Below are 13,240 nucleotides of genomic sequence, written 5' to 3'. Positions count from 1 at the left end.
GGAGAATGAAGATGAATATCGGAGAAGCATCCAAGGCATCGAAAGTATCGGCCAAGATGATTCGTTACTACGAACAGACCGGCCTGATTCCTCCGGCCAGCCGGACCCACTCCGGCTACCGGGCATACACTTCGTCGGACATCCACCGCCTACACTTCATCCGTAACGCGCGCGACATGGGGTTCTCGGTCGCGGAGATCAGCGACCTGCTCAGCCTGTGGAACGACAAGTTGCGGCACAGCGCGGACGTCAAGCGCCTGGCGCAGGAACATATCCTCGACCTGCAGCGACGGATGGCGGCCATGCAGCAGATGGTAGACACCCTGAGAACGCTGGTCAGCTGCTGCGCCGGTGATGAGCGCCCTGATTGTCCCATCCTGGCCAACCTGGCGCTGCCGGGCGACAATCCTGAGGAGCCAGATCAGCGCACCGGTGCGTTGCAGCGGCACCCGGCCGGAGTGAGCCTTTAATCCTTGGCCTGCCGGCGCCGGCGCCGGCGTGGCGACGAGGCGGGACGCTTGACCTTCCAACCGTGGCAACCCTTATGCTGACGGTTCACATTGAAAAAGGAGTTTTATCATGCAATTTCATCTTGACGACATGACCTGCGGCGGATGCGCGCGTAGCGTCACCAAGGCCATCCAGTCGGTCGATGCGCATGCGGTTGTCGCTACCGATCCTCCGGCGCGGCTCGTGACAGTTGAAACCTCCGCGCCACGGACTCAGATCGCCGAAGCGCTTCGCGACGCTGGCTTCCCGCCGCGGGAGTCTTGACCAATCCCAGGCTCACCGGGTGACACCGGCGGTGCCCTCAAAATGTGGGCACCCCTCATTCAGGCGATTTCGTGTCGCAGAACTCTGATCCGGAAGCTAGCGTCGTGCAATCGGCGCCAAGGTCATTCTCGGCAGCCGCCTGCTCCCGATTATCGACAAGGAAAGGCCTTGCCGTTGTCTTCAGATCCAGGCTGCCGCGATGCTTCATTGCCCGCGCACTGCAAGCGTTCAGAGGCGCACCGCAAACTTACGTTTAGCTACAAATTGAGGGTCTCCGACGGACTTTGCTCAGGCTTAAACCTGTTACAACGCGAAAACTGTCGTGCTATACTCGCCGCACCTATGAACCGTCTGCTCACGACATTGCTGGTATGGCTCCTGATGGCCGCACTTCCGCTGCACGCGGTGGCTGCGTCCGTCAGCATGTCCTGCGCACCGGTTCAGCAACACACTGGCGCAGCACAGTTAACTGACCACGGTTCGCACGCTGCCGCCGATGATCCGCACGCGCACCACGGCATGCACGCCATGGATTCGGCCGGCACTGCAGCGGACGGCGATTCTTCCGATACCAAGACCGGGAAGCTTTCGCACTCCTCTTGCAGCGCCTGCTCGGCATTCTGTATCGGTGCCGTTGCTCCTCCCTCTTCTTCGCTCTCCGTCCCCAGCTTCGACGGATCGGAGGCGGTCGTTGCCGCCCCTGCCGACCTTGTCGCCGGTTTCATCCCGGACGGCCCGCAACGCCCTCCACGGCAGTAATCCACTTAATCGACCAAGCCTTCGTGCCGGCACCTAGCCGCGGCAGCGAAGCGCCTTGGAGTTTGGTGCCCCTGCGCACCTCATAACCGATTTTGAGGATTGAACAATGAAACTCAAGCTGTGGGCTGCCTTTGCCGCCCTGTCCGCTGCTGCGCTTGGAGCCCAGGCCCAGCAGTCCCCTCGTACGCCCGACCCGGCCGATCCGTCGGTCGCCGTGCCTGCGACCGTGTATGAATCTGTGCTGACCGGCCACGTCCCGCCCGCGAACAGCAACCAGACGCCTGACAAGGCCTGGCGCGCGGCCAATGATGCCCTTGCGGGCCAGGCGGGTCACGCCGGCCACGGCAGCCACTCCGCCCCAGCTGCCGCGCCGGTCCCCGCACCTGCCAACGACGCAGCACGCCAAGCGCCGCCGGTCGCCCCATCCAAGGATCAACACAAGCATCATTGAGTCGAAGCCGATGAGAACAATACAAAAACACCCAGCCTTTCGCGGCCCGGCCCTTCGCAGTATCGTGATCGGCGCCATTGCCCTCACGCTCAGCGGTTGCGCCACCTTCTCCAAGGACGGGGGCCTCGACGCCGTGTCGTCCATGACCACCGAGCGCATCGGCCAGGACATCCGTCTGCCGCGCGGTACGAGTGCGGAAACCGAGGCGCAGGCAGAACTGTCCGCGCTGCTGAAGCAGCCCCTGTCTGCTGACAATGCAGTGCGCGTTGCCCTGCTCAACAACCGCGGCCTGCGTGCGTCGCTTGCCGAACTGGGCGTTGCCGAAGCCGACCTGGTACAGGCTGGCCGGATGGCCAACCCGTCCTTCAGCTTTGGCCGCATGAAGGGTCACGAGGAAACCGAGATCGAACGCAGCGTCATGTTCGATCTGGTCGGGCTGGTCACGATCCCGCTGCGCCGGGACATCGAAGGGCGCCGATTCGAAAGTGCGAAGCTCGTTGCCGCTACCGAAGCGGTTCGCACTGCTGCGGACACGCGCAAGGCCTGGTTCAATGCGGTCGCGGCCGCGCAGTCCGCCCGCTACGCCGAGCAGGTGCGCGAGGCCGCGCAGGCGAGCGCCGAACTGGCAACGCGCATGGCCAAGGTTGGTAACCTGAGCGCTCTCGACCAGGCGCGCGAGCAGGCATTCTCCGCCGAAGCCACCACGCAGCTCGCGCGTGCGCGCCACAACGCGACGGCCGCACGCGAGCAGCTGGCAAGGCTGATGGGCGTCTGGGGGGCGAACGTCGCTTTCCAGCTGCCAGACAGGCTTCCCGATCTGCCAGGCGCGCCGCGCGAACCCGGCAATATCGAAGCGCTCGCGATGCAGCAGCGTCTGGACGTCCAGCTGGCGAAGCTAAGCACCCAAGCGACGGCGCGCGCGCTGGGCCTGTCGAAGGCCACCGGCTTCATCAACGTGCTCGAGGCCGGGTACGTGAATTCGAGCAAATCCGGCGAACCGCGCGAGAACGGCTACGAGATCGAGCTTGCCTTGCCGCTGTTCGACTGGGGCGGCGCCCGCATCGCGAAAGCCGAGGCGCTTTATATGCAGTCGGTTCATCGCACCGCCGATACCGCCATCTCGGCCAGGTCCCAGGTGCGGGAAGCGTATTCCGCCTACCGGACCAGCTACGACGTGGCGAAGCACTACCGTGACGAGATCGTCCCGCTGCGCAAGAAGATCTCGGAAGAGACCCTGCTGCGCTACAACGGCATGCTCATGAGCGTGTTCGAGCTGCTGGCCGATGCGCGCGCGCAGATCAGTGGAGTGAATGCGGCCATCGAAGCGCAGCGCGACTACTGGATTGCCGACACCGACCTGCAGGCTGCCATCAACGGTACGGGCGGCGCCACGGTCCGCATGGCCGGCGGCGCAAGCGCTGAAGCCGCTGCCCCAGCACATTAATCAAGGAAACAAGTAATGAGTTCTCGTCGAGATTTTTTCACTGGCGCAGCCGCACTGGTTGGCGCCGGCCTGGTGAGCCGCGCCGGCGCGGCCACCCTGCCCGAAGCGCCCATCATGACCAGCGCGGCCACCCAGCCGCCTCCGCCGCCGCCCAACGGCCGTCCGTACAACCCGGTCGTCACCCTGAACGGCTGGTCCCTGCCCTGGCGCATGAACAACGGCGTCAAGGAGTTCCACCTGATCGCCGAACCCGTGGTGCGCGAAATCGCGCCGGGTATGAAGGCGAACCTCTGGGGTTACAACGGCCAGAGCCCGGGCCCGACCATCGAAGTCGTCGAAGGCGACCGCGTGCGCATTTTCGTCACCAACAAACTGCCGGAGCACACCAGCATCCACTGGCACGGCCAGCGCCTGCCCAACGGAATGGACGGCGTCACCGGCCTGAACCAACCGGGTATCCAGCCAGGCAAGACCTTCGTATATGAGTTCGTCGCGCGCCGCCCGGGTACCTTCATGTACCACCCGCACGCGGACGAAATGGTCCAGATGGCGATGGGCATGATGGGGTTCTGGGTCACCCACCCGAAGAATCCGGCCCAGCACCGGGTCGACCGCGATTTCGTGTTCCTGCTCAATGCCTACGACATCGAGCCGGGCAGCTACACCCCGCGCGTCAACGAGATGCTGGACTTTAACCTCTGGACCTTCAACAGCCGCGCCTTCCCGGGCATCGACACGATGAACGTGCGCCAGAACGATCGCGTGCGCATCCGCGTCGGCAACCTGACGATGACCAACCACCCGATCCACCTGCACGGGCACGAGTTTGAAGTGACTGGCACCGACGGCGGCTGGACCCGTCCGGAGTCGCGCTGGCCGGAAGTCACGACCGACGTCGCCGTGGGTCAGATGCGCGCCATCGAGTTCATCGCGGACGAACCGGGCGACTGGGCCTTCCACTGCCACAAGTCGCACCACACCATGAATGCCATGGGCCACGATGTCCCGAACCTGATCGGCGTGGACCACCGTGGCGTCGCCGAGAAGATCACCAAGCTGGTCCCGGACTACATGGTGATGGGCGATAAGGGCGGCTCGATGGGCGACATGGAAATGCCGCTGCCGGACAACACGCTGCCGATGATGACGGGCCAGGGCCCGTTCGGCGGCGTGGAAATGGGCGGCATGTTCACCGTGCTGAAGGTGCGCAAGGACCAGAGGCCAGGCGACTACAAGGATCCGGGCTGGTACAAGCACCCGGCCGGGACGGTTGCCTACGAATGGAAGGGCGAGCCGCCAGCGGCGGTCCGCAACCAGAATGCAGGCGGCCAGTCCATGCCTGCCACGAAGCCTGCGGACGTCGAGGTAACCGTTCGTAAGCCGACTGGCCACCAGGGCCATCACTAACTAAAGTACGACCCAACCAGAGTACGAAAGGAGTGTCTCATGAACCGATTGTTACGCCAGGCTGCACTCGCCGCTGCGTTGTGCGCACCCATGTTTGCGATGGCGGCTGCCCCTGTCATCGAGGTCTTCAAGAGCGAATCCTGCGGCTGCTGCGCCGCTTGGGTGGATCACCTGAAGGCCAATGGCTTCGCGCCCAAGGAGTCGAACGTCGCCAACCCGTCGGACTATCGCGAACGGGGTGGCATCCCCAACGAGCTGGGCTCGTGCCACACCGCGATGGTGCAGGGCTATGCGATCGAAGGGCACGTGCCGGCGAGCGACATCAAGCGGCTGCTGGCCCAAAAGCCGAAGGCGAAGGGACTGGCTGTTCCCGCAATGCCGCTCGGCTCCCCGGGCATGGAAGGCCCGCGCAAGGACCCGTTCGACGTCCTGCTGGTGCAAGCCAATGGCAAGACCAAAGTTTTCAAACACTACAACTGAACCGACTCAAGGAAAGGAAACACCATGAACGCATTCTCGAAACTGACCCTGGCTATCGTGATGACCGCTGCAAGCTCTGTCGCATTCGCGCAGGACTCCCATGCAGGACACGGCTCGCACGGCGCGCATGCCTCCCATGCCGGCCATGAGACGGCTGCTGCGGCAGAGCTGACCGATGGCGAAGTAAAGAAGATCGACAAGGAAACCGGCAAGATCACCCTGCGCCACGGCGTCATCAAGAACCTCGACATGGCCGCGATGACCATGGTCCTGCGCGTGAAGGAGGCGAGTATGCTCGACCAGGTCAAGGTGGGCGACACGGTAAAGTTCGCAGCCGAGCGCGTGAACGGCGCCGTGACCATCGTACAGATGCAGAAAGCGCAGTAATCACAAGCCCGTCCTCACATTCCTTCCTGCACGCATAGCGCGCAGGAGATCCAGGAGAAGTAAATGAACATCAAGAATCTCATCGTTGCCGCAGCCGCGGCCGTGGCGACGGTCTCCGCTCCAGCTGCCCTCGCCCATGCAAAACTGTTGGCCTCGTCCCCCCAGGCCAACAGCGTCGTGAGCCCCGCACCGGCACAAGTGCGGCTGCAGTTCAACGAGCCGCTGGAACTGCCCTTCAGCAAGGTCAGACTGGTCGACGAGAAAGGCGCGGTCGTGGAGCCGTCGAAGATCGCTGCCGATCCCGCCGACGCGAAGGCGCTGATCGCCACCACGCCGGGCCTGCACGCGGGGGCCTACCGCGTGCAATGGACCACCGTCACCCGCGATGGACACAAGGTCAAGGGCGAATTCTCGTTCCAGGTGAAGTAATTGGAGTCGGATCTCGCGTCCGCGCAACGCGCCGTCACCGCTTTTTTGAACCTGTCGCTGGCCGTACTGGTCGGGGCCAGCGCCGCAACGCTCTGGCTGCGCACTAGGGCCTCCCCTTGGGCGCGCGCCATGCTGCCGCGCCTGCGGACGGCCCTGCTGGCGGGAACTGGCACGGCGATGCTGGCCTATGTCGCGATCCTCTGGATCGAGGCGGCGTCCATGGCCGAAGTCCCGCTTGCCGAAGCATGGCCCGCAGTGCGGTCGGTCATCACCGGGACGCACTTCGGGCTCGCGTGGGTTATCGGTGCTGCCGCGCTCGTCGTGGCGGCGGCTGTCTCCGCTGCCGGGGCGCGCTTCCAGGCAACTGCAGCGACGTCCGCGCTCCGTATCGGGGCGATCGGCGTGCTGATCTACAGCCGCAGCATGGTCAGCCACGCCGGCGCCGCCGGCGACTTCACCTGGGCCGTCGCGGTCGACTGGGTCCACCTTGTGTTGATCAGCATCTGGGTGGGCGAAGTGATCGTGGCGGGCCTGATCACCCTGCGGGGCTTGCCTGATGCCGCATCCGGCAGCCGGGCCGACTGCGCCGCCTACGTCGACGCCCTCTCGCGCAGCGCGACCGTCGCCTTGGTGGGCATTTTCGTGACCGGTGCGATCAGCACCTGGCGCGTGCTGGAAACCCCTGCGAACCTGTTTGGCAATCCTTACGGCACGACCTTGCTCATCAAGATCGGGCTTGTCCTCTGTGCGGCGGCGCTTGGCGGGTTCAACCGCTTCGTCGTCATGCCTTCCCTGCTGCGCTCCCTGCAACAGCAAGGGCAAGAGGCACGCGCTGCAAGCGGACGGTTTGCACGCATTCTCCAGGTCGAGGCAATCGTCCTGGTGGCGGTGCTCATTGCAGCGGCCTTCCTGACCTCAACCTCGCCACCTATGGCATCCTGAACAATAACTATACCAAGGAGCACACATGTTCAAGAAATCACTGGCAGCCACCATCCTCGCGACCGGCCTGCTCGGAATCCACGCGAGCAGCTTCGCTGCCTCCCCGAAGGAAACCCTTGCAGCTTTCCATGAAGCGCTTGTCAGCGGCGACAAGACGAAGGCGCTCGCGCTGCTGTCTCCCGAGATTGCGATCTACGAAGCAGGCTATGTCGAGCGCTCGCGCGACGAATATGCGAGCCACCACCTCGGCGGCGACATGCAGTTCGCCAAGAGCTCGACCCGGAAAGTACTGAAGCAGACCGAGCGCATCGATGGCAACACCGCCATCGTCTGGGAAGAAACCGAAACGACCGGAACCTCGCGCGGCCAACCGGTTCACGTGTTCGGCACAGGCACGGCCGTCCTCGAGAAGAAGGGCGACGGCTGGTCGATCGTGCACGTCCACTGGTCTTCACGCAAGGCAAAGTGACATTTGGAAGGCGGGCGACTGCTGCCCGCCTTCCTGCCGGACCTTACCGGTCCGGCAGGCACCGCATCAGAAAATGTAATCCGATCCGACGGTACTGATCCCTGCGATGAACGCCGGCTCTTCATTGAACATGAAGTCGGACTGCCGCAGGTCAATCTTGTAGACCCCCTGCAGCAGTACCGAACCGTCCGCTGAGCCATCGCCGTCGGTATCCCAGGCGATGAGCGCACCGGCGTCCACGTCCCGTACCGATACCTGCTCCGGCAGGATGTCGATGAATGCGATGTGATCGAAGGCGCCCTGCGCCGCTCCCCTGGCTTCGAAGTCGAGCACGATATCGTGGCCGCTGTCGGGCATCACCATGAAGGCATCGGCGCCCGTGCCGCCGCGGATGGTATCGTTGCCCATGCCGCCATCGATCATGTCGTGGCCGGCGCCGGCGTCGATCGTATCGTCACCTTCCGCCCCTATCACCTCGTCTTCCCCGTCGCCACCGGCAAGCCGATCGTTGCCCATGCCGCCATCGAGCCGGTCGGAGCCCGCGCCGCCGTCCAGCTGGTCGTTGCCGGCGTCACCCTGGAGGATGTCGTTGCCGCCATTACCGAACAGCCGGTCGTCGCCGTCGCGCCCGAACAGCTGGTCCCAGCTCGCACCGCCATGGAATCCGTCGGCGCCATCCGTGCCGAACTTGACGGTATAGTGTTCGTCGCCAGCGAAGTCGAAGCCCACCGGCGTGTCGCGCCGGAGCATGGCGTCGGCGATCCGGTCGAACGCCGGGTTCGCGCGCTCCGATCCCGCGATCGCGGGGCCTTCCTGGCTCATGGTCGGGCGTTCCGGCGCCGGCCCGTCGGCGGGGCGCGAGGACGGAGGAAGCTCGGGAGAATCGGCGAACATGAAGTCGTCCTGCGACAGGTCGGCCTTCATCACTCCGTTCAGGAGCACCGAGCCGCCCTTCCAGCTGATCCTGACGCCGTCGGCCGTATCGGCGAAGGCCAAGTCGCTCCAGTGCAGTCCACTGATCGCCAGGTGGTCGAACATGCCCGGGCCGGCCGTGAAATCACGGATCACGTCGTTCCCGCTGTCGGCCGAGATCATGAAGGCGTCGGCGCCGCGGCCACCGATCAGGATGTCGTCGCCCGCTCCGCCGTTGAGGTCGCCATGACCGTCGCCCTCGTCGAGGATATCGTTGCCCATGCCACCCATCAACCCGTCGGCTTGCGCGCCGCCGAACAGCCGGTCGTTGCCCATGCCGCCCACCAGGCGGTCACCGCCGTCGCCGCCGACCAGCAGGTCGTTGCCCGCATCGCCGAACAGGTTGTCCTGCCCCGCGCCGCCACCCAGGGAATCGCCGCCGCCCAGCCCCCACAGGTAGTCGCGTGCGTCGCTACCCTGGAATGCGTTGGCGGAACCGGTGCCGACACGGATCGCATAATCATAGGGAGCCGTGCCGGCGTCGAAGTCGAAGGAAATGCCGTCGAACCGGGACTGCTGCGCCGCGACGCGCTCCAGCGCGCGCTCGCCCGCGTCCTGCAGGCGTGCTTCCACTCGGTCTCTTGCTGTATTCATATTGTTTGCCATAATCTGTTCTCCTGAAACTGGACTTGCTCGTTGCTAAAGGCCGGCGGACGCCGGCCCTGCCTGCTCAGTGGGACGCCGCATGGGCGCCGGAGGAGGTCCCGGCGCCGGAACCCGACTGGGCCATGCTGCGGCACTCCTGGGCACAGCGCCGGCAAGCCGCGGCGCAGTCCTGGCAATGCTGCGCCTGGTGCTGCGCACACTCGTCCGCACAGGCTTCACAAATGTCGGCACATAGCTGGCACACCTGCATGGCGTGCTCGCTCGACCGGCTCATGAGTTGCGCGGCCAGGCGGCACATCGCCGCGCATTCATTGTCGAGCTCGATGCAACGGGCCATCATTTTCGGGTCCGGCTCCTGCAGGCAGGCTGCGGCGCAGGTGTCGCATGCTTGGGCGCAGTCGTAACAAGCCTGGATGCACGATTGAAACTGATTCTGGTTCATGATCTTTCTCCTTGAAGTTCATTGACAGGTCGCCCCTTCCAGGACATCGCGCGCCTGTGTGGTGCGTCGAATGACGATCCTGATGCTCCGCGTGGGATCAGAACCAGAAGCGGACGCCGGCCACAGCCTGCACCTCGCTGCTGTCTCCTCCACGCTGCCGCGTGATGTCCGCGGTCCTTCCGAACTGCCTGTTCCAGGTCACCCCGACATAGGGTGCGAACTGGCGCGTGATTTCATAGCGCAGGCGCAGGCCTGCATTGATGTCCGAGAGCCCGCTTCCGGTCCCGCGCTCCGGGTCGGCGCGGCTGTACAGGTTGGCGCCGATCTCGGGTTCGAGAATCAGGCGCGGTGTGAACAGGACCTCGTACTTGGCGTTGAGCCGCGCGGCAAGGCCGCTTCCCGGGCGCCAGTAGGCTGTGGCTTCGGTCTCGAACCAGTACGGCGCCAGGCCCTGCACGCCAAAGGCGAGCCAGTCCCGGCTCTTGCCCTCGCCGCTGTCGTGCCGGATGCCGAGCTGGGTACTCCAGAAGGTCGCGAATGCCCTGTCCCACAGCAGCTCGGTGCGCGCCGCTTCCAGCGTCCCGCCCCGCCGTTCTCCCTCGACCTTGACCCAGGCCTTGTTATAGTCGTTGCCGTACCAGGCCTCGAGCTCGACATTCTGTCCGCGCTCGCCATCGCCCTTGGCTGCCTCGGCCTTGTCCACCAGGACTTTCCAGAAGGGCGCGTTATCGTTCATCTCGTGGTTGCCAAGATGCGCAAAACGCGTGCCTTCGTTATAGGCGCTGGGGTCGCGCGCATCGGCCGGCGGCGGTCCACCCTGCATCCGGCCCATCTGCATGTCGTGCCCGCCGCTGGCCTGGCCTGTTTGCGCCCTTCCCGAGTGGGTGGGCATGGCCGGCGCTGTACCTGCGGCCGGGTGGCCCATCGCCGCATGATCCATGGCGGGCGCCTGCGCCGTTCCGGCTTGCCCCTGCTGGTGAGCAGGTTGAGGCTGTACAGGCATGGCATGGCCTGCATGAGCGCCTTGTGCGGGCGTGCTTTCGGCAGGAGCGGAACTGCCGTGTCCCATCGCTGCGTGGTCGACTGGTTGTGTCTGCCCGGATGCCGCTGGTACTTGCGTTGCCGCTGGCTGTGCAGGCATGGTGTGTCCGGAATGGCCACTGTGCTGCTCCTGGGGCTGGTCTTTCTGCCCGGACTGGACGGATTGCTTCTTGCCCGGCTTGTCGGAGCGCTTCGCCGTGGCCTGTTTCGTATGGGCACCCGACTGTGGGTGGGCTGGCGTTTCCTGCGCAGTGGTGCTGTTTGTGGACGCGGGGCTACCATGTCCCATTGCGGCATGATCAACTGCAGACTGCTCGCGCGTGGGCGCCGCCCGCGACTGGTTGCTTCCTGCCGAGGCCGGATCCCTTTGCGCCCAGGCGTTTTGCGACAGCAGCAAGGCGAGTGCCAATGTGTAGGGAATCGGCCGCTTGAACTGGTTTTTCATGATACGACGACCTCCCTGAACATACCGGCTTCCATGTGATAGATGAGATGACAGTGGAACGCCCAATGCCCGAGCGCGTCGGCGGTCACGCGGAAACTGACGCGCTGGGCTGGTTGCACGTTGATGGTGTGTTTGCGGACCTGGAACTGGCCCGATTCCGACTCGAGCTCGCTCCACATGCCATGCAGGTGGATCGGGTGATTCATCATCGTGTCGTTCACCAGGACGACCCGCAGGCGTTCGCCATGCCGGAAGTGGATGGGCAGGGACTCCGAGAACTTCTGGCCGTCGAACGACCACATGAAGCGCTCCATGTTCCCGGTCAGGTGCAGCTCGATCTCGCGGGCCGGTTCGCGTGGGTCGACGGGCCCGCCGATGGTACGCAGGTCGGCATAGGTCAGCACCCTGCGGCCGTTGTCGCGCAGGTTCACGCCGGGGTCGTCCAGGTTCGTCCTGGGCATGTCGACGCGCATGTCGACGCCAGGACCGTATTCGGTGCGCGCGTGGGTCACCTTGGGCGGCTGCCTGGGGCCGGCTGCCGGGGACCCCATCTGCGCATGGCCTGCGTGCGGGCCTTGCACCGGCATTGTCTGCTGTGTCTCGCCGTGGGGCATCGAATGCATGTTGTGCGCTGCCGCTGCCGCTGCCGCAGCTGGCGCCGCTGCCGGGCCGTGGTCCATACCCGGCATGGCTGCTCCGTGCGCACCATGCACGCCTCCCATGGCCATGGCGCCCATCATGTCGACCATCGTGAGCCACTGCGCTTCATCGATGTCGGGCACCGGGGCCTGCATGCCGGGACGCGGGGCGAGCGTCGCGCGTACCGATCCCGACCGCCCGATCGATTGGGCGAAGATCGTGTAGGCCCGGTCTTCGACCGGTTCGACAATCACGTCGTAGGTTTCGGCAACCGATATGCGGAATTCGTCGACCGCAACCGGTTCCACATCCTGTCCGTCCGCGGAAATCACCGTCATCTTCAATCCGGGAATGCGGACGTCGAAGATCGTGGTGGCGGCCCCATTGATGAACCGAAGCCGCACTTTCTCGCCGGGCCGGAAAATCCCCGTCCAGTTCTTCTCCGCGGTCGCCCCGTTGATCAGATAGCGCAGCGCGCCGCTGATGTTCCTGCTGGCCGTCACATCGCTGAAGTCGGTCGGCATCATGCGCATCTGGTTCCACATCTTGCGCTTGTCGACTGCGGCCGCGAATCCCATGCGCTGGATGTCCTGTACGAACTCGCCGAAGGTCGGCTGTTTGTTGTTGAAGAAGTCACTCATCTTCTTCAGGTTGGCCATCACACGTTCAGGCTTCTCATCGGTCCAGTCCGAGAGCATGACGACGTAGTCCCGGTCAGCGCGGACCCGCTCCCCCCCTTTCGGGAGAATGACGATCGGACCGTACAGCCCGGTTTGCTCCTGGAATCCCGAATGGCTGTGATACCAGTAGGTTCCCGTCTGCTTTACCTCGAACCGGTAGGTAAAGGTCTGGCCTGGGGCGATACCGGAGAAACTCAGGCCCGGTACACCGTCCATGTCAGCGGGCAGCAGGATGCCGTGCCAGTGGATCGAGCTGACCGTCGGCAGGCGGTTAGTGACACGGATCGTCACCGTGTCGCCTTCGTTCCAGTACAGCGTCGGTGCCGGCACCTGGCCATTGACCGCGGTGGCGATCCGGTCGGCGCCGGTGTAGTTGACGGGCGTGGGCCCGATAACCAGGTCGAACTCGGTTCCCCGCAATGCGCCTCGGTCGCTTTGCTGCGCGAACAACAGACGCGGGCTTAGCCCGGCGAGCCCGGCCGCTGCGCCGAGTCCCTGCAGAAAACGGCGGCGCCAACTGCTCTGGCAATTGGTATCCAGTTCCAACACATTCATATCAGTCTCCAATGAGGAAATAAACACCTGCTTTCGACGCGCGAGCAGGATGCGCCGGTCCGCGCATCGAATGTCCGCATCAAAGATTTCCGGAAATGCGCGAAATGGAAGGCGTGAGGCCTACGGCAGGAAAGGGGGAGCCGATCGAACATCACGCCACACAGCGCGCTGCTCCATGTCACGACAAAAGTAACAGTGCGGCTCTAGGAGGTCGATCGAGTCGGGCCGGAACCGGCCCGGTGAAGGAAGGGGAAGACTGGGGGTGTACGATCTGCGCAGGAGCCTGCGCGGCTGCTACGGTTACCACGGGCGGAGGGG

Annotated in this window: 15 protein-coding genes; 11 read left to right on the top strand and 4 right to left on the bottom strand. The window is 64.5% G+C overall.

All coding sequences use genetic code 11. From position 1 onward, the window contains the following. The first annotated feature begins 5 nt into the window (after positions 1-5). From cueR to YWC_RS0122255, 11 genes are all read left to right on the top strand, one after another. Positions 6-470, top strand: a complete 465-nt coding sequence (gene cueR, locus YWC_RS0122295) for a Cu(I)-responsive transcriptional regulator (protein ID WP_443093623.1) — start codon at positions 6-8, stop codon at positions 468-470. Between the two features lie 109 nt (positions 471-579). Then, entirely contained in the window at positions 580-774 is a 195-nt protein-coding gene (locus YWC_RS0122290; RefSeq protein ID WP_027867383.1) for a heavy-metal-associated domain-containing protein, read from the top strand. Between the two features lie 342 nt (positions 775-1,116). Next, positions 1,117-1,533: a hypothetical protein gene (locus YWC_RS33020; RefSeq protein WP_156923841.1), complete on the top strand. Its 417-nt coding sequence runs from the start codon at positions 1,117-1,119 to the stop codon at positions 1,531-1,533. Between the two features lie 106 nt (positions 1,534-1,639). After that, positions 1,640-1,984, top strand: coding sequence for a hypothetical protein (locus YWC_RS33015; protein WP_156923840.1), 345 nt, complete (start codon positions 1,640-1,642; stop codon positions 1,982-1,984). 10 nt (positions 1,985-1,994) lie between these two features. Next, entirely contained in the window at positions 1,995-3,428 is a 1,434-nt protein-coding gene (locus YWC_RS0122285; protein WP_027867382.1) for a TolC family protein, read from the top strand. 15 nt (positions 3,429-3,443) lie between these two features. Beyond that, positions 3,444-4,835 (top strand): multicopper oxidase family protein, encoded by a 1,392-nt coding sequence (locus YWC_RS0122280; protein ID WP_027867381.1) that lies wholly within the window; start codon positions 3,444-3,446, stop codon positions 4,833-4,835. Positions 4,836-4,874: 39 nt separating this feature from the next. Further along, a complete protein-coding gene (locus YWC_RS0122275) occupies positions 4,875-5,315 on the top strand; it encodes a DUF411 domain-containing protein (protein WP_027867380.1) in 441 nt (146 codons plus the stop codon). A 24-nt stretch (positions 5,316-5,339) separates the two neighbouring features. Beyond that, positions 5,340-5,702 (top strand): copper-binding protein, encoded by a 363-nt coding sequence (locus YWC_RS0122270; protein WP_027867379.1) that lies wholly within the window; start codon positions 5,340-5,342, stop codon positions 5,700-5,702. A gap of 63 nt (positions 5,703-5,765) precedes the next feature. Beyond that, complete coding sequence (gene copC / locus YWC_RS0122265) at positions 5,766-6,131, top strand: copper homeostasis periplasmic binding protein CopC (protein WP_036215459.1); 366 nt, start codon at positions 5,766-5,768, stop codon at positions 6,129-6,131. Next, positions 6,132-7,073 (top strand): CopD family protein, encoded by a 942-nt coding sequence (locus YWC_RS0122260; protein ID WP_051306655.1) that lies wholly within the window; start codon positions 6,132-6,134, stop codon positions 7,071-7,073. Between the two features lie 25 nt (positions 7,074-7,098). Beyond that, entirely contained in the window at positions 7,099-7,542 is a 444-nt protein-coding gene (locus tag YWC_RS0122255; RefSeq protein WP_027867376.1) for a YybH family protein, read from the top strand. 66 nt (positions 7,543-7,608) lie between these two features. Here YWC_RS0122255 and YWC_RS0122250 read toward each other — a convergent pair whose 3' ends face one another. The 4 genes from YWC_RS0122250 to YWC_RS0122235 form a co-directional block, all read right to left on the bottom strand. Next, the gene (locus YWC_RS0122250) at positions 7,609-9,087 is read right to left on the bottom strand and encodes a calcium-binding protein (protein WP_027867375.1); all 1,479 of its coding nucleotides are present in this window, start codon (positions 9,085-9,087) and stop codon (positions 7,609-7,611) included. 97 nt (positions 9,088-9,184) lie between these two features. Further along, positions 9,185-9,562, bottom strand: a complete 378-nt coding sequence (locus tag YWC_RS30355; protein ID WP_036215455.1) for a four-helix bundle copper-binding protein — start codon at positions 9,560-9,562, stop codon at positions 9,185-9,187. A gap of 97 nt (positions 9,563-9,659) precedes the next feature. After that, the gene (locus tag YWC_RS33885; protein WP_229413162.1) at positions 9,660-11,048 is read right to left on the bottom strand and encodes a copper resistance protein B; all 1,389 of its coding nucleotides are present in this window, start codon (positions 11,046-11,048) and stop codon (positions 9,660-9,662) included. Beyond that, the gene (locus YWC_RS0122235) at positions 11,045-12,922 is read right to left on the bottom strand and encodes a copper resistance system multicopper oxidase (protein ID WP_051306654.1); all 1,878 of its coding nucleotides are present in this window, start codon (positions 12,920-12,922) and stop codon (positions 11,045-11,047) included. The genes YWC_RS33885 and YWC_RS0122235 overlap by 4 nt, the downstream gene beginning before the upstream one ends. Between the last annotated feature and the right edge of the window lie 318 nt (positions 12,923-13,240).

The sequence above is a fragment of the Massilia alkalitolerans DSM 17462 genome, from assembly GCF_000427785.1.
In the GTDB taxonomy this organism is placed as follows: domain Bacteria; phylum Pseudomonadota; class Gammaproteobacteria; order Burkholderiales; family Burkholderiaceae_D; genus Telluria; species Telluria alkalitolerans.
Note: the sequence above shows the minus strand (reverse complement) of the source record. Positions and strands in the feature narration are given on the sequence as shown.

Bases quoted from the DNA above. Each gene is read 5' to 3' on its own strand.
- YWC_RS33020 (WP_156923841.1), top strand. From the start codon at position 1,117: ATGAACCGTCTGCTCACGACATTGCTGGTATGGCTCCTGATGGCCGCA.
- YWC_RS33885 (WP_229413162.1), bottom strand. From the start codon at position 11,048: ATGAAAAACCAGTTCAAGCGGCCGATTCCCTACACATTGGCACTCGCC.
- YWC_RS0122275 (WP_027867380.1), top strand. From the start codon at position 4,875: ATGAACCGATTGTTACGCCAGGCTGCACTCGCCGCTGCGTTGTGCGCA.
- YWC_RS0122235 (WP_051306654.1), bottom strand. From the start codon at position 12,922: ATGAATGTGTTGGAACTGGATACCAATTGCCAGAGCAGTTGGCGCCGC.
- YWC_RS0122270 (WP_027867379.1), top strand. From the start codon at position 5,340: ATGAACGCATTCTCGAAACTGACCCTGGCTATCGTGATGACCGCTGCA.
- cueR (WP_443093623.1), top strand. From the start codon at position 6: ATGAAGATGAATATCGGAGAAGCATCCAAGGCATCGAAAGTATCGGCC.
- copC (WP_036215459.1), top strand. From the start codon at position 5,766: ATGAACATCAAGAATCTCATCGTTGCCGCAGCCGCGGCCGTGGCGACG.
- YWC_RS33015 (WP_156923840.1), top strand. From the start codon at position 1,640: ATGAAACTCAAGCTGTGGGCTGCCTTTGCCGCCCTGTCCGCTGCTGCG.
- YWC_RS0122280 (WP_027867381.1), top strand. From the start codon at position 3,444: ATGAGTTCTCGTCGAGATTTTTTCACTGGCGCAGCCGCACTGGTTGGC.
- YWC_RS0122285 (WP_027867382.1), top strand. From the start codon at position 1,995: ATGAGAACAATACAAAAACACCCAGCCTTTCGCGGCCCGGCCCTTCGC.
- YWC_RS30355 (WP_036215455.1), bottom strand. From the start codon at position 9,562: ATGAACCAGAATCAGTTTCAATCGTGCATCCAGGCTTGTTACGACTGC.
- YWC_RS0122255 (WP_027867376.1), top strand. From the start codon at position 7,099: ATGTTCAAGAAATCACTGGCAGCCACCATCCTCGCGACCGGCCTGCTC.
- YWC_RS0122290 (WP_027867383.1), top strand. From the start codon at position 580: ATGCAATTTCATCTTGACGACATGACCTGCGGCGGATGCGCGCGTAGC.